This is a genomic window from Glycocaulis albus, from assembly GCF_014639075.1.
Taxonomy (GTDB): Bacteria; Pseudomonadota; Alphaproteobacteria; order Caulobacterales; family Maricaulaceae; genus Glycocaulis; species Glycocaulis albus.
This window is the reverse complement of record NZ_BMFS01000008.1, coordinates 1-15,131: the sequence shown is the minus strand read 5'-3', so window position 1 is coordinate 15,131 and position 15,131 is coordinate 1. Positions and strand designations below refer to the sequence as shown.

The 15,131-nt window shown below is 64.5% G+C and carries 18 protein-coding genes; 3 read left to right on the top strand and 15 right to left on the bottom strand.

Going from position 1 to position 15,131, the window contains the following annotated elements; all coding sequences use genetic code 11:
* Position 1: 1 nt before the first annotated feature.
* The 15 genes from IEV75_RS09415 to ruvC all read right to left on the bottom strand — a co-directional run bounded on the left by IEV75_RS09415 (position 2) and on the right by ruvC (position 12,827).
* Positions 2-424: a hypothetical protein gene (locus tag IEV75_RS09415; RefSeq protein ID WP_188452318.1), complete on the bottom strand. Its 423-nt coding sequence runs from the start codon at positions 422-424 to the stop codon at positions 2-4.
* 93 nt (positions 425-517) lie between these two features.
* The gene (locus IEV75_RS09410; protein WP_188452317.1) at positions 518-832 is read right to left on the bottom strand and encodes a DUF167 domain-containing protein; all 315 of its coding nucleotides are present in this window, start codon (positions 830-832) and stop codon (positions 518-520) included.
* 5 nt (positions 833-837) lie between these two features.
* Positions 838-2,775, bottom strand: a complete 1,938-nt coding sequence (ftsH, locus tag IEV75_RS09405) for an ATP-dependent zinc metalloprotease FtsH (RefSeq protein WP_188452316.1) — start codon at positions 2,773-2,775, stop codon at positions 838-840.
* Positions 2,776-2,922: 147 nt separating this feature from the next.
* Positions 2,923-4,215, bottom strand: coding sequence for a tRNA lysidine(34) synthetase TilS (gene tilS, locus IEV75_RS09400; RefSeq protein WP_188452315.1), 1,293 nt, complete (start codon positions 4,213-4,215; stop codon positions 2,923-2,925).
* The gene (locus IEV75_RS09395) at positions 4,206-5,069 is read right to left on the bottom strand and encodes a tetratricopeptide repeat protein (RefSeq protein ID WP_188452314.1); all 864 of its coding nucleotides are present in this window, start codon (positions 5,067-5,069) and stop codon (positions 4,206-4,208) included. Before IEV75_RS09395 ends, tilS begins: the two co-directional genes overlap by 10 nt.
* A 238-nt stretch (positions 5,070-5,307) precedes the next feature.
* Entirely contained in the window at positions 5,308-5,820 is a 513-nt protein-coding gene (gene pal / locus IEV75_RS09390; protein ID WP_188452313.1) for a peptidoglycan-associated lipoprotein Pal, read from the bottom strand.
* Positions 5,821-5,934: 114 nt separating this feature from the next.
* Positions 5,935-7,290, bottom strand: a complete 1,356-nt coding sequence (gene tolB / locus IEV75_RS09385; protein WP_188452312.1) for a Tol-Pal system beta propeller repeat protein TolB — start codon at positions 7,288-7,290, stop codon at positions 5,935-5,937.
* Positions 7,291-7,326: 36 nt separating this feature from the next.
* On the bottom strand, positions 7,327-8,163 hold the full coding sequence (tolA, locus tag IEV75_RS09380; protein WP_188452311.1) for a cell envelope integrity protein TolA: 837 nt from the start codon (positions 8,161-8,163) through the stop codon (positions 7,327-7,329).
* 22 nt (positions 8,164-8,185) lie between these two features.
* Positions 8,186-8,617, bottom strand: a complete 432-nt coding sequence (tolR, locus tag IEV75_RS09375) for a protein TolR (RefSeq protein ID WP_188452310.1) — start codon at positions 8,615-8,617, stop codon at positions 8,186-8,188.
* A complete protein-coding gene (locus IEV75_RS09370; RefSeq protein ID WP_188452309.1) occupies positions 8,618-9,271 on the bottom strand; it encodes a MotA/TolQ/ExbB proton channel family protein in 654 nt (217 codons plus the stop codon). It lies immediately after the preceding gene.
* A gap of 210 nt (positions 9,272-9,481) precedes the next feature.
* Positions 9,482-10,135: a hypothetical protein gene (locus IEV75_RS09365; protein ID WP_188452308.1), complete on the bottom strand. Its 654-nt coding sequence runs from the start codon at positions 10,133-10,135 to the stop codon at positions 9,482-9,484.
* Positions 10,136-10,196: 61 nt separating this feature from the next.
* Positions 10,197-10,646 carry a tol-pal system-associated acyl-CoA thioesterase gene (ybgC, locus tag IEV75_RS09360; RefSeq protein ID WP_188452307.1) on the bottom strand — a complete coding sequence of 150 codons (450 nt, stop codon included), beginning with the start codon at positions 10,644-10,646 and terminating at the stop codon, positions 10,197-10,199.
* Positions 10,643-11,674, bottom strand: a complete 1,032-nt coding sequence (gene ruvB, locus IEV75_RS09355; RefSeq protein ID WP_188452306.1) for a Holliday junction branch migration DNA helicase RuvB — start codon at positions 11,672-11,674, stop codon at positions 10,643-10,645. Before ruvB ends, ybgC begins: the two co-directional genes overlap by 4 nt.
* Positions 11,671-12,333: a Holliday junction branch migration protein RuvA gene (gene ruvA / locus IEV75_RS09350; RefSeq protein WP_188452305.1), complete on the bottom strand. Its 663-nt coding sequence runs from the start codon at positions 12,331-12,333 to the stop codon at positions 11,671-11,673. The genes ruvB and ruvA overlap by 4 nt, the downstream gene beginning before the upstream one ends.
* On the bottom strand, positions 12,330-12,827 hold the full coding sequence (gene ruvC, locus IEV75_RS09345) for a crossover junction endodeoxyribonuclease RuvC (RefSeq protein ID WP_188452304.1): 498 nt from the start codon (positions 12,825-12,827) through the stop codon (positions 12,330-12,332). Before ruvC ends, ruvA begins: the two co-directional genes overlap by 4 nt.
* Before the next feature lie 165 nt (positions 12,828-12,992).
* Between ruvC and IEV75_RS09340 the strand changes: the two genes are divergently transcribed.
* The 3 genes from IEV75_RS09340 to IEV75_RS09330 all read left to right on the top strand — a co-directional run.
* Positions 12,993-13,625: a hypothetical protein gene (locus IEV75_RS09340; protein WP_188452303.1), complete on the top strand. Its 633-nt coding sequence runs from the start codon at positions 12,993-12,995 to the stop codon at positions 13,623-13,625.
* On the top strand, positions 13,619-14,809 hold the full coding sequence (locus tag IEV75_RS09335) for a cupin domain-containing protein (RefSeq protein WP_188452302.1): 1,191 nt from the start codon (positions 13,619-13,621) through the stop codon (positions 14,807-14,809). The genes IEV75_RS09340 and IEV75_RS09335 overlap by 7 nt, the downstream gene beginning before the upstream one ends.
* 71 nt (positions 14,810-14,880) lie before the next feature.
* Positions 14,881-15,131 (top strand): IS5 family transposase (locus IEV75_RS09330; RefSeq protein ID WP_188452301.1); only part of this gene is annotated, 251 nt, incomplete at its 3' end.

The following is a 15,131-nucleotide window of genomic DNA, read 5'->3' as shown; positions in this document are numbered from 1 at the left end:
CCTATCCGCCCAGATGGGCGATGAAGGGCGCACACAGCGCTAGCCCCAACAGCGTTTCAAACCCGATCGCGGCAGCGTTATAGCGCGTGCGCGTGCCCCGATCGGCATCGGCCGCCATCGAGATGGCCCGGCCTATCGCCATGCCCAGCCAATAAAGCCCGACAGCAAAGCTTGCGCCCATCACCGCGCCGGACCCGGCCTGACCGCTCATGGAAAGGGTCAGGAGCACCGCGCCATGGGCAAGCACCAAAGCGCCGCCATAACTGGAGCGGAACTCCGCCCACCCCCCCTTCATGTCCGGTGCGGGTGCGAGGCGGACGACGTTCGCGCCCCAGCGTGGCACGGCGAGACTCATCAGCCCCATCAGGGCGCCGATTGCAGAGGCAGTTGCAGCCAGCATCCAGGGCAAGGACATATCGGGCATGGGCTATTCCCGGCTATGAGAGGATGTCATGCGCTCTATACGCGCCGGCAATGCAAACGGATTGGTGAGCGCTACACAGCCCGCATCTGACCGTCAGGGCATGAGGCCGAGCCGCTTGCCAACCTCGCCGCCGGAAAGACCGGCAATGCGCACCATCTTCACCCGTGAGGTCTGCCCTGACACCAGTTCCAGCGCCGATTTCGGCACGCCCAGCGCTTTTGCCAGCAGTTTCAGAACGGCGGCATTGGCCGCTCCCTTGTCCGGCACGGCCCGCACGCGGATTTTAAGGTGGGCCAGCCCGTCAGCGCCGGTTTCCACGCCTTCGACGGCATCGACTGAGGCTTTGGGCGTAACACGAAGGCGAAGGATCGCTCCTTCGCCTTCGTCACTTATCCAGTTCGCGGTCAAGAGCCTCAGGCCGGGCCGGGCTTTGGCTCCATCCCGCCGGGCGCGGTCACCTCGTCCTCATCCTCGTCATCGATGACCGGCACGGCGCTATCCGGCGATGACGGGCCTTCTCCCTTGGCAGGGATGTCGGTATTGCGCACTGGCGGCTTGCCATTGAGCAGATCGGTGATCTCCTCGCCCGACAGGGTTTCATACTCGAGAAGCCCCTGTGCAATGGCTTCCCAGTCCTTGTTGTAGTCGGTGAGGATGCGGCGCGCCTCGTTGAGGCCACCTTCCACCAGACCTTTCACTTCGCGCTCGATCTTGGCCGCGGTCTCGGCTGACACGGTGCGCGATTGCTGCACCAGTTGCTGGCCGAGGAACACATCGCCCTGATTGTCCGCATAGTCGATGGGGCCAAGCTCCTCGGAGAAGCCCCATTGCGTCACCATGGCGCGCGCAAGACGCGTGGCCTGCTGGATGTCGCTGGCAGCCCCGGAGGTGACATTCTCCTTGCCGAACTTGATCTCCTCGGCAACGCGTCCGCCCATCATGATGGCAAGCCGGCTCGTCATCTCCTGATGGGTCATGGACAGCTTGTCGCCTTCAGGCAGCTGCATGACCATGCCGAGCGCACGGCCGCGCGGAATGATCGTCGCCTTGTGGACCGGGTCAGCCGCCGGCACTTTCAGCGCCACGATGGCGTGACCCGCCTCGTGATAGGCGGTCAGCGTCTTTTCCTTCTCGCCCATGACCATGGAGCGGCGCTCCGGCCCCATCATCACCTTGTCCTTGGCCTCTTCAAACTCGGCCATTGAGACAAGGCGGCGATTGCGGCGCGCCGCCAGCAGGGCTGCCTCATTGACCAGGTTGGCCAGGTCCGCGCCGGAAAAGCCCGGCGTGCCGCGCGCGATGACCTTCGGGTCCACATCAGCGGCCAGCGGCACGTTGCGCATATGCACTTTAAGGATTTTCTCGCGGCCCGTGATATCCGGGTTCGGCACAACAACCTGACGGTCGAACCGGCCCGGACGCAGCAGCGCCGGGTCCAGAACGTCCGGCCGGTTGGTGGCCGCGATGAGGATGATGCCCTCATTGGCCTCGAACCCGTCCATCTCCACGAGGAGCTGGTTCAGTGTCTGCTCGCGCTCATCATTGCCGCCGCCAAGGCCGGCACCGCGCGAACGGCCCACCGCATCGATCTCGTCGATAAAGATGATGCAGGGCGCATTCTTCTTGGCCTGCTCGAACATGTCGCGCACGCGGCTCGCACCGACGCCGACGAACATCTCCACAAAGTCCGAACCGGAAATGGTGAAGAAGGGCACGCCCGCCTCACCCGCCACGGCGCGCGCGGTCAGCGTCTTACCCGTACCGGGAGGGCCGATCAGCAGCGCGCCTTTGGGAATCTTGCCGCCCAGACGCTGGAACTTGGAGGGGTCTTTGAGGAACTCGACAATCTCGGAAAGCTCTTCCTTGGCCTCGTCGATCCCGGCCACATCGTCAAACGTGACGCGGCCTGTCTTTTCGGTCAGCAGCTTGGCCTTGGACTTGCCAAAGCCCATCGCGCCTTTGCCGCCGCCCTGCATCTGGCGCATGAAGAAAATCCACACACCGATCAGCAGCAGCATCGGGAACCAGCTGAGCAGAATGCCAAACAGATTCATCCCGCCTTCCGACGGCGCGCGCGCGGTGATCTGTACATTATTCTCGCGCAGCGCGTCGGTAACGCGCGCATCAGCCGGAACCTCGGTGCGGAAAGCCTGCCCACCGCTGAGCTCGCCGGTGATGGACTGGCCCTCAATCGTCACTTCGCTGACGCGCCCCGCCTCCACATTGTCCATGAACTGCGTGTAGGTCATCTCGTTGGTCTGCGCCGCCGGGCGCGGACCCTGGAGGATGTTGAACAGGGCAGCCAGCAGCACCAGAAGGATTGCCCAGACCAGAATATTACGCAAATTCATCTACTTATCCTTCCGCCGGGCTAACACACCCGCTTCAAGTCCTGTCAGCCCCGGCCCTCGGCTATTCGGCATCGGGCAGGCAACCTCGTCTTCAATATTGGACGGCGCACGCCGTTTCGCCAGCCCTGCGCGGCCAGCTGCCGCACATCATACAGTGTTTTCGCCCGCCGTGCCGTATGCGGACACACCCAGCAATCCATCGAGGCGTTCTGCAATGAGCGCGCCAGCCGCGCCATCACCCGGCGGCGTATCCAGTCCGGCAATCACGCTTTGGCCACCGCCGCTGATAACCGCAAGAGATGGCCGCAATCGGGCAGGCACTTCGGGGACTGGCCGGTTCTGCACGCGCAAGGGCTGCACGGTCAGCGGCTCTGACCCTGCGCATATCAGCATCCGGCCATCAAACACGGCACAGTCACCCGGCCCGACGCGCAGTTCAGCAACACCGCCATGTCCGTCAGCACGGCCTGCCGCTGCACCCGGATCACGCCCGATAATGCCATCGCGCGTCAGCAGCACGCCGGCAGCGCTGAACGGCATACCTGCCAGCAGGGCATCATGCAGGGCGGAGACACTGTCCGGCCCCGGCAGGGCAGCGTCCCCGCCAACCGCCAGCATCAGTGCTTCGCAGGCCCGCATACCCACCTCGCGTGACCGTCCGGCAAACGCGGCGGCATCGACGCGGACTGCGCCCCAGGGCAGGATTTGCGCACCCGCCCTGATCCTCAGGCGCGCCAGCTGTCTCACGCGGTCATCCACCGCCAATGCTGCATCATTGAGAGCCAGCAGGCGCCTGCCCGTCCGGCTCGCGGGTGCGGGCGCGCCAGAGCGTACCCGAACACGTTCAAAGGCACGGTTGGTGTTGGACCGATCCTCCACCCAGCGCTGCCCGCGCTGGCGCAGGAACTGCCTCAGCCCGCTGCGCGCCACTCGCACCAGCGGACGCGCGAGCACAATGCCACGTCCCTCCGGCCAGGCTGGGCTGGCGCTCAACGCTCCCATCGCCGCGAGCGAGCGCCAGCTTGCGCCCTTGCGCGACAGGCGCATCAGCAGGGTTTCGATGACATCATCGGCCGTGTGAGCCAGAAACAGCCGGTTCGCGCCCAGATCGCGCGCGGCATCGGCGAGAAGGGCATGGCGTGCGCGCCGGGCCGCGGCCTGCCCTGTCGCGGGCGATGTCCAGACAAGAATATGCGCCCTGGCGCCCAGCGCTTCGGCGCGTCGGGCTGTAAGATCAGCCTCGCTTGCACTTTCCGGGCGCAGGCGATGATCGACTATCAGGGTGTGCAGGGGCCGCCCCGTACGCGCTGCCTCATCGGCGAGAAGGCAGGCAAGAGCCATGGAATCGCCGCCGCCCGACAGCGCCAGAACCAGCGGTCCGGACGGGCACAGGCGCCCGGCCGCCCGTGCGGCGGCTGCCAGATCAGGATCTAGCGGCACCCGGCACGGCTGCGCTCACGCTCGGCACGCTGGCGAGCCTCGGCGCTGGCATTGGGGTATTCCTGACCGAACGAGCCCAGCACATTGCACGCTGCGGCACCCTGTTCCATCGCATACAGCGAGGCGCCCAAGCGCACCAATGCGTCCGGCCCGCGCTCACCGCGCCGGTCGGCACGCAAGGACGCCATATACGCATCGGCCGCATCCTGGTAATTGCCTTGCGCGAAATGGGTTTCACCAAGCCAGTACCAGGCCTGGCCCGTCATCGGATGGCCGTCATGGGTCTGCACAAAACCGGCAAAGCGTTCCTGCGCCCCGGCAAAATCACCGTCCAGCAGCCGCGCGCGCGCGCTGGCAAACGCCTCATCGGGATCGGACGGCGCCGATGCCGCGCCTGCGCTGCCTGACGAAGCGGATGTACCGGCACCACCGCCGCCGTCCCCGTCCAGCGGTTCGGTCGGCAGATTATTGCCCTGCAGGCTCATTGGCCGCGTTGCCGCAGCACGGGCGTCGGCGTGAGGGTCGTCAGGATCTGTCACTGCCAGATTGCCCGCCTCGCCCGCCAGCACGCGCCGCATGGCGGTATTCAGGCGGTCGATTTCCTGGCGCAGGCGGCGGTTCTCGAAGGTCAGCGTTTCAAGCTCGCCCGTCAGGGCGCGCTGCTCGCGCTCCAGCGCCTCGACCCGCATCAGCAGGCTCTCGGCCACCGGGTCGCCCGCCAGCGATTGCTGCTCCATCTGGTTAAGGCGTGCCTCTATGGCATCCATGCGCATTGTCAGTGCGCGGCTGGACTGGGCCTGGGCGGTCCCAGCCAGCAGACCAAGGCCTATCAGGAGAGAAACGAGCCAGCGCATGCCATCACCTCTGAAAACAAAAAAACCTGTAGCAACCGGGATCGCGCGTCCGCCGCGCGCGGTCAAGGGGCGAGCGTGGCGAACGCAAGGGGCGAAATTGCGGCAGCACTTGCAGGCCATCGCCGTCTACGCCCCCGCCGTATCGCCGGCCCGGAAAAAACAAAGGCTCGCCGGCACGACCAGATGATCATGCCGGCGAGCCTTCAAGCTCCGCAGTAGCAACGGGAAAGCCCGTTGACTAGGAAACCGCGCCAGACGTCACGACAGTGATGCCGTTCCGGTTCTGGGCCCAGCACGATTCCGTGGACTGGGTGCAGGTCGGACGCTCTTTGCCGTAGGAGACGGTCGAGATGCGCGAGGCATCAACACCCTGGCTGACCAGGAAGTCCCGCACCGAGTTTGCGCGGCGCGCACCGAGCGCCAGGTTGTATTCACGGGTGCCACGCTCGTCGGCATTGCCGGCGATCAGGATGCGCGTGCCGGGATACTGGGCGAGCCAGGCGGCCTGACGGCGCAGGGTTTCGCGCGACGCGTTGTCCAGATCGAAGCGGTCCAGACCGAAGAAAACGCGGTCGCCCGCATTTTGTTCGAAGTCTGCAATCGAACCGGGAACCGGACCTGTCGGGCGGGTATCGGTTACGACATTATCCGTGCGCGTTTCCTGAACGACCGGAGTTTCATCCGGGCGGCTGGCGCAGGCGGTTACGAGAAGGCTGCACGCTGCCAGGGCAGCGAACGGAGCTAGTTTCATCGGAGCAAAGTCCCTCAATAATAGCCGCGCAGCACGCCTGCACGGCCCGCTTCTCCATACACCACATTCGACGGTGAATCGATATGGGTGCGCGAACTATTTTCCGTCACTGCTTCAGTCCAGAAGAGGCGACCATGCAGCGTCGGACGCGGCGCCCTGAGTCGGCAGGCGGCGCAAATTGAACCCGCCCAGATCCACGCTCCAGATCGAGTAGCGCGTGCCCGTGGCGGAATAGTCTCCCCGTGTGAACAGCAACATGCGCCCGTTCGGGGACCAGGCCGGTGTATCTACAAAATACCCGTCATAGAGAATTCGTTCCTCGCCGGTGCCGTCAGCGCGCATCACGCCCAGCGAGAACATCGAGCCCTGCTGCTTGATGAAGGCGATGAGATCGCCACGCGGTGACCAGACCGGGCTGGTATAGCGGCCGGGACCGAAGCTGATCCGGCGCTGGTCCGTGCCGTCGGCATTCATCACGTAAATCTGCGGCTGTCCGGAACGGTTGGACGCGAAGGCGATCTGGCGGCCATCCGGCGAATAGGTCGGCTCGGTATCGTCGGACGGATTACTGGTCAGCTGGCGCAATGCGCGCGTTCGCAGGTCAAATCCGTAGAGATCGTGGCGCCCGCGCCGCTCTACCGACATCACCAGCTCGCGTCCATTGGGATGGAAGCGCGCCGAGAGAGACTGCCCGCCGCCGGTGATCGCGGCGTTGCTGCTGTCAAACAGCGCTTCCTGGCGTCCCGTCTGCAGATCGTAGAGATAGCTGGTCGCCTGCAGGTCGCGGAACGAGACATAGGTGATCTGCTGGTTCGTCGGCGAATAGTTCGGCAGAAGCGCCATGTAGGAACGGTCGGTCAGGAAGGAGGGGTTCGCACCATCCTGGTCCATGATGACCAGACGGCGCGTCGGCTCGCCATTGGGGCCCTCACCCTCCGACACATACACTATGCGTGTATCAAAAAACCCGCTCTCGCCTGTCAGCCGCTCATAGATCGCATCAGAGACCTTGTGGGCCAGACGGCGCCAGTTCTCCGGCACGGACGTGAACTGCATGCCCAGAAGCTGCTGCTCTGCGGCCGTATCCCACAGGCGGAACGCGACCAGCAGCCGGCCCTGCTCGTCAATGCTGACCCGGCCCACCAGAAGGGCCGACGCGTTGATGATACGCCAGTCGGCAAACCGGGGGCGCAGATCGATATTGGTGATATCCTCGATGAAGGCATCCTGGGAGACCGGCGCGAAGAGGCCGGAATTGGCCAGATTATTCGTCACCACCCGGGCGATATCGGCGCCCGTCTCGGCGCTTTGCGCATCCTCGGCAATGAAGTCGGTGATCGCTATCGGGAACGGATCGACATTGCCGTCCGTGACGGTAACCACGAGCGGGCTGCCTGACTGGGCAAGCGCAGGCGCCGCAAGCGCTGCTATCATGGTGAACATGGCGGCAAGGCGGGCCAGAAAACGCATCTGTATGCTCCTGTCGTTCAGGCGGGTTGTATCACACTATCGATTTGACGGCTCGAAATTGACCGTAATGCGGCGCCATTGCTGATACTGGCCAGCGGGCATGGTATAGGGCGCGCATTCGATCACGGCGCGCACCGCGCGCTCGCCTGCAAGGCGCATATAAGGGTTGGGCGAGCCCAGCACGCGGTTGGCGTCAACAAGACGCGGCGGCGCACTAAGACTGCCATCACGCTCCAGCTGCACCTCTACCGAGACGCGCAAGGATGCCGGATCGGGCGCATCAGACGGTTCACGCCAGCAGCGCGAGGTCTGGCTGCGGAACAGATCGGCCATCGTCGCCGTCATCGCCGTGCCTGCCCCGGCGCCCTGACGGGTCTCGCCTTCCTCTGCGGGACGATTCTGCGCGCTTTGCTGGCGCGAACGGTCGACCAGCGTGGAAAGCGCATCCAGATCCAGGCCCTGCTGCTGTTGCGGCTGGGGACGCGGCTGCGGGCGCTCCGGCTCGGGCTCGGGTTCCGGCTGTGGCGGGACAGGATCGGGTTCAGGCTCGGGTTCGGGCTCAGGCTCTGGTTCGGGCTGATTGTCCTCGGACGGCGGCAGCGGAATGGGTTCAGGTTCGGAAACCTGCGGCTCGGGCTCCGGCTCCGGCGCTACCGGCTGCGGACGCTCGATCACTTCAGGTTCCGGTTCTGGCACCGGATCAGGCGCCGCGGCGCGGATATTGGTGGTGTCGGCCAGCGTGACCAGCTCGATCGGGACCAGCACGCTTTCACTGTCGAGCTGGCTGGCAGAACGCGGAAAATAGATGAACGCACTCGCAAACAGCGAGAGGTGCAGTACCAGCGATAGGATGAAGCTGGCAAACGAGCGCATGGAGCTGAAGACCGTTTCCCTGCTACTGGTTCAACGGATCGGTCACCAGACCGATATTGGCATAACCGGCCGATGACACCCGCGCCATCACGCGCATGACCTCGCCATAGCCCACCGCCTCATCGGCGCGGATATAGACGCGTGCCTCGGATCCCGTACGCGAGATCGCCTCAAGACGCGGTACCAGCTCCTCGAAGCTGACGCGCGTTTCCTGCAGGAAGATCGCGCCATCAGCCTGGATGGTGATGGTCAGCGGTTCCTCCGAGGTGGTCATCGCCCGCGCCTCGGTATCGGGCAGGTTCACGTCCACACCGACCGTCAGCAGCGGCGCGGCCACCATGAACACGATGAGCAGCACCAGCATCACGTCCACATAAGGAACGATGTTGATTTCGGCCTTGGGCTTCCAGCGGCGGCCGGTCCTGCGGCCGCCCATGTCCACATTGCCGGCCATCTAACCCTCCCGGGCAGCAAGCGCGGAAAGATCGTCCACAAACCCTTCAAGCCGGACCGCGTACTTGGCGAGCTGGGAAGAAAGGGCGTTGAAGAAGATCACCGCCGGAATGGCCGCGACCAGGCCCAGACCGGTTGCAAACAGCGCCTCGGCAATACCCGGCGCCACCACGGCCAGATTGGTGTCGCGCGACGCCGCGATAGAGCGGAAGGAGTTCATGATCCCCCAGACCGTACCGAACAGACCGATAAAGGGCGCAGATGAGCCCACAATCGCCAGAATGCCCAGCCCCTGCTCCATGCGGGTCAGCTCCCGGTTGGCTTCGGCGCCGCCCGAACGCGAGACCGAGAAGCTGTCCCAGTCACGCAGCGCAGCAGCCAGCACCCGGCTGAACGGATCCTTCGGGTTGCGCGCATAGCGGTTGGCAAGATCATCGATCGAACCGCCGGCCCAGAAATCATCCTCGAACCGGGCCGCCTGGGAGGCGGCCTTGCGGAACTGCAGGAATTTCTCGATGGCTACGGCCCACGACCAGACCGACATGAACAGCAAGATGCCCATCACCGCCTTCACGATGATGTCGGCGCGCATGAAAAGGTAGAAAATTGTCAGTTCCTGCGCTGGCTGGGCCAGCTCTACGGCAACGCTGTCCATGACGGCTCCCTCACACTCCCGGCAAACGGATGAGCGCGTTGCTTAGCTGCGAGCTGCGCTCTCGCCAAGCCCGGCATACTCAAAACCCGCCCTCATCTGTTCCCGGCAGGCTTTCTCTGATCCGATTGGGGCGATTTGAAGGAGGAAGGGTTAAGGACGCGTTTGGATTTGCAGTGGACGGGATGGTGCAGGTGTCAGTGCAATCACGGATCAGGCGGCTTCCAACCGGCGTTCCAGATCACTTTTCAGGTCTTTGAAGGCGCCACCTCCGAACAGGAAGCTGAGCGCGACAAAAGCAATCGCCGCGCCCGCAATGCCCGACAATGTCCTGTAAGCGAGCAGGGACAGGGAGAACAGCACGTTATCGGGGTTGTGGGTCACGGATGACACGCTGATGTCAAAGACCTCGAATGTGTCGCTCAGGCCACCTCGCAATGCCTGATCCGCGACAAACACTATGAGCTCCTTCAATCCAGGCGCCGCTGACCGATCAATTTCCAGCGGTGGCGGGCTACCTGCAAACAAGAATTCTGACATGCAAACCATCGACACCAAAATAGCGCCGGGAACAACAACTGCAAAAGTTGAAATCAAGAAAATCTGCTTTATCGACGAGTGCAGCCGCTTTTCTATCAGGTATTCCAGTTCTTTTATTTTAGCTTCTATCGTGGCTCGCTTCCTGACGTTTCCATGTACATGGAATTCCGGGGCAGTAGCGAGAAAAGCCCTCAACGAGGACGCGGACCTGAACGCGCTGTAACCCGACGCAAAGAGTGCGACCGCAATGCCCACCAGCACATATACCCGAATAGCGGCTTCAGAAGTCAGAGCTTCAATCACAGGCTGAAAGTCTGCAGCGTTCATCTCCCCCCACCCCCGCATGCTTGCAGTTAACGAAGGTAAATATACAGCGGCACTATGACAATCAGAAAGGTCCCGCCATCCTCCCCAACGCCTCTTTCAGGCCCGAAGGCAGGCGTTTGGGCCGGCCATCCATGTCGATGCAGACCGCCTCCACCTCGGCGCTTGCGAGCAAGGCCCCATCGCGGGTGATCGCCTGCTTGATCTGCATGCGCACACCGGAGAGGCTGGCGAAGCGGGTCTCGACCATCAGCGCGTCATCGATGCGGGCGGCTGCGTGGTATTCCACCGTCACCTTGCGCACGGCAAAGCCCAGCGGCGGGTCTGACTTCAGGAGCTCTGCATGGCTGAGACCCGCGGTTCGCAGGGCATCCGTCCGTCCGCGCTCGAAGAATTTGAGATAGTTCGCGTAATAGACGATGCCGGTAAAGTCCGTGTCCTCGTAATAAACCCGTACAGGCAGATGGTGCGCCCCGCCCTGCCAGCGTCCGGCCTCTGGCTGCGCCTCACTCATTTACCATCTCCAAACAGGTCCGGCCCGGTGCGCGGCGGCTCCAGCCCCATATGCGTCCAGGCGCGCGGGGCAGCAATGCGGCCTCTTGGCGTGCGCTGAATGAAGCCCTGCTGGATCAGGAAGGGCTCCACCACCTCTTCGAGCGCATCGCGCGCCTCGGCGCACGCAGCCGCCAGCGTTTCGACACCCGCAGGCCCGCCGGCAAATCCCTCGATGAGGACACGCAAATATCGCCGGTCGAGACTGTCGAGGCCCACCTCGTCCACCTCAAGGCGCTTGAGCGCGCGGTCAGCCACCAGTTCCGAAATCGTTGTCTCGCCATCGGCTTCGGCAAAATCGCGCACCCGGCGCAGGAGGCGGCCTGCCACGCGCGGCGTGCCCCGCGCCCGGCGGGCAATCTCGCGCGCGCCATCAGGCTCTATGGCGGCGCCCAGCTTTCCGGCGGCGCGCGCAACAATGCTGGTCAGCTCCTTTTCGCCATAGAATTCCAGCCTAACCGGCACACCGAAGCGGTCGCGCAAGGGCGTCGCCAGCAGGCCCGCCCGCGTGGTCGCGCCAACGAGCGTGAAGGGCGGCAGATCGATGCGCACAGTGCGCGCGCTCGGCCCCTCCCCGATCACGAGATCGAGCGCGAAATCCTCCATGGCGGGATAGAGGATTTCCTCCACCACCGGCAGCAGGCGGTGAATCTCGTCGATGAAGAGCACGTCGCGCTCTTCGAGATTGGTCAGGATCGCAGCCAGATCGCCCGCGCGGGCAATGACAGGCCCGGAGGTGGCGCGGAAATTCACGCCGAGCTCGCGCGCCACGATCTGCGCCAGCGTGGTCTTGCCAAGGCCCGGCGGGCCGGAGAGCAATACGTGATCGAGCGCTTCGCCCCGGCTGGCAGCGGCGCTGACGAAGACTTTGAGATTATCGATCGCCGCGCGCTGGCCGACGAACTCGTCAAAGCTCAAGGGCCGCAGCGCCTTGTCGCGCCCGTCCCCGGCCACGGGTTCGGTTGAGATGATGCGGTCTGCTTCGCTCACCGGGCCAGCTCCTTCAGCGCGGCGCGGATCAGCATGGTCTCGCCAGCTTGCGGATTGGCGGTGATGGCGAGCGCCACCGCGTGGCGCGCCTCGCTCTCGCCATAGCCGAGATTGATGAGGGCGCTTATCGCCACCTCACGGGCGTCATCATCACCTTCGGTTTCAGGGGCGGCTACAGGCGCGCTGACCACCGCCGGAGCCTCACCATCCGACAAGGCCTCCACAAGGCTCTCAGAGCCCTTCTGGGAGCGCCGGCGCGCGGGGGGCGCCTTCCCTTTGAGTTCCATCGCAATGCGTTCAGCGAGCTTCCTGCCTACCCCCTTGGCGCGTTCGAACGCCGAGGCATCGCCCAGCGCCGCTGCCGTCTCGATCCCCGAAGCCGAAACCGCGTCCAGAAGGGCCAGGGCGTGCTTTGCGCCCACGCCCTGCACACCCTGCAGGCGGACAAACCAGGCCCGCTCGGCTTCGGTGAGGAAACCGAACAGGCGAAACGCATCTTCGCGCACATAGGTCTCGATATGCAGGGTAATGCCGGTGCCGATTTCGAGCCGCGAACGCGCGCGCGTGCCGAGCGAGACCAGATAGCCCACCCCGCCCACATCGATGACGGCGTCCTCATCGCCCAGCGCCACGACCACACCTTTGAGCATCCCGATCATGCGCTGAGCCTTGTTCTGATGCCGCGATGATGCGCGTGGCAGACTGCCACCGCCAGCGCGTCAGCAGCGTCCGCCGTCGCGCGGCTGCCCGGCAGGATGACGGCGATCATGGCCGCCACCTGTCCCTTCTCCGCCGCACCGGTACCGACCACGGACTTCTTCACCAGACGCGGCGCGTATTCGGCAACGCTAAGACCTGCCCGTGCGGCAGGCAGGATGGCGGCAGCGCGCGCCTGCCCGAGTTTAAGAGCCGTACCGGCATTCGCGCTGACGAACTGGTCTTCGACCGCCGCTTCATGAGGCCCGTATTCTCCCAACAGCGCCTCCACGGCAGCAAAGATGGCTTCCAGACGCTCCGGCAGGGGTGCTTTGGCGGGCGCCTTGATGACGCCGTGGGCAACCAGAGACAGGCGCGTGCCGGTCTGGTCGATCACGCCCCAGCCCGTCGCGGCAAGGCCCGGATCAATCCCTAGAATGCGAATCGTCTGGCTCATCGCGAGAGCATAGCCCTGCTTGGGCAAAGCCTGCACGCCCCCATCGCGGTTCAGTACCCGTCGGCACGAACTGCCGGCCAGTTACCATTTTTCGCTGGCGGGAGAGCAATTTACTTAATATCGTCATACGCACATGAGGATTGGCAGCCTGGGGAGGTAGCGCCAATGTCCGACGATAATTCCGGCAAACCGAAAAAGGGCCTGCGCCCGCTTTCGCGGCGGTCCTTCCTGGCGCAAGTTGCCGGGGGCGCGACGATACTGGGGGTTGGCGGGTGCGCAACTGCCGGCGCAGTCTATACCGGCGTGACCGATACCGATGCTGGCATGTATGCCGACGCAGCCGGTTACGGCGTGCGCGGCGGCTATCGCGGCTGCACCGACTCCGATGCAGGCCCCTATGCCGATCCGGCCAATCAGGGCCGCTCCTGCCAGCACCAGACTGGCTATACCGACAACGATACCGGTGCCTATGCCGACCCGGTGGGCGGTGGACGCGGGGGCGGGCGTCCTCCGCAGTCCGGTTATACCGACAGTGATACAGGCCCCTACGCGGACCCGGTGGGCGGCGGACGTGGCGGCGGGCGCCCTCCGCAGTCCGGCTACACAGACAATGATCGCGGGCCCTACGCCGACCCCGCCGGTAACGGCCGGGGCGGACGCCCGCAGACTGGCTATACCGACAATGACACCGGCCCATACGCCGATCCGGTAGGCGGCGGGCGCGGCGGGCCCCGTGCCTGCTCGGATTCCGATAGCGGACCTTACGCCGACCCGGCCTATCAGGGCCGCCGGTGCTAGACACACAATTGCCGGGCCGCCTGTCACTCGATCAGCTCACCGCGCCGGTGGGTGAAGACCGTTTCCTGCGTGAATACTGGGAACGCAAGACCCTGCATTGCAGGGCGAAAGGGGCAGGAGGACAGGACCGCTTCGCGCCGCTGCTGTCCTCGCCCGCCATAGACGCCATCATCTCCGGTCAGCGCTTCCGCGAAGGTGAGCTGTCACTGGCACGCTCCGAGCCCCGCATCCCGCCGGGCGATTATGTGTTGGACAATGGCGAGATCGACCGCGGCGCAGTGATGCGCCTCTGGCAACAGGGCGCCACCATCATCCTGCCGCATCTGGAACGCCGCCACACGCCGCTGGCGCAATTCTGCCGCCAGCTGGAAGGCGTGTTTTCCGCCCATGTGCAGACAAATATCTATCTGACGCCCGCTGGCGCGCAGGGCTTTCACACCCATTACGACAATCATTGCGTCTTCGTCTGCCAGGTGGAGGGGCGCAAGCGCTGGCGCCTTTACGACACGCCCGCCGGAACGCCCTTCCGGGGCGAGCAGTTCACGCCCGGCAAGTTTGCCGCCGGTGAACCGGTGGCCGAGTTCGTTCTGGAACCGGGCGACATGCTCTACGTGCCGCGCGGTCTGATGCACGATGCGGTCAGCGAAGCGGGCTCGCATTCCCTGCACATCACCACCGGCATTATCGTGAAGACGCTGGCCGACTTCCTGCTGGAAGCTGTGGCCGAGGCCAGCCTGCACTCCCCGCATTTGCGGCGCTCCATGCCGCCAGGCTTTCACCGCGATGATTTCGACCGGGAAGGCCTGCGAGCCCTGTTCGACACCGCCATGGACGAAGCCCGGCAGAAGGCCGATCTCGACAGCGTGCTGGACCTCTTCATCGACACTTTCCTGCGCACCCGCCAGCCGGACCTTTCAGGCGGCATCGCCGGAGCGCCCGTGACCGCTGAAACGCAGATCCGCCGCCGGGCACTGACGCCCATGCGCCTGGCCGCTGACGGCCATCACATTGCGCTGGTCATGGCAGGCGGAGATATCAGCTTTGATGAGCCGGCCCTGTCCGCGCTCGAGGCGTTCATCGACGGGCAGAGCGTCTCGCAGGCCGATTTCGCCGCCCTGGGCAAGGACAAGGCCCGCGAGGCGGTCGAGCGCCTGCTGGCCTTCGGCGCTGCGGAGCGCGTCTAGGTTCTGTACCCATAAACGGGATTCCCAAATCAGCTGGGTCGTGATTCAAGCTCCTTGAAGGGAGTTTGATCATGGCCCGATTTGATTTGAGTGATGCGGAGTGGTCGATCATCATGCCGCTCCTGCCGAACAAGCCGCGCGGCGTGCCGCGCACGGACGACCGGCGTGTGCTGAACGGGATTTTCTATATTTTGCGGACGGGATCGCCCTGGCGCGATCTGCCGGAGCGCTACGGCCCGTACACGACGGTCTATAACCGCTTCAACCGGTGGGCCAAGGCGGGGGTATGGGTGAATGTTTTCAATGCTCTGGCCGACCAGTC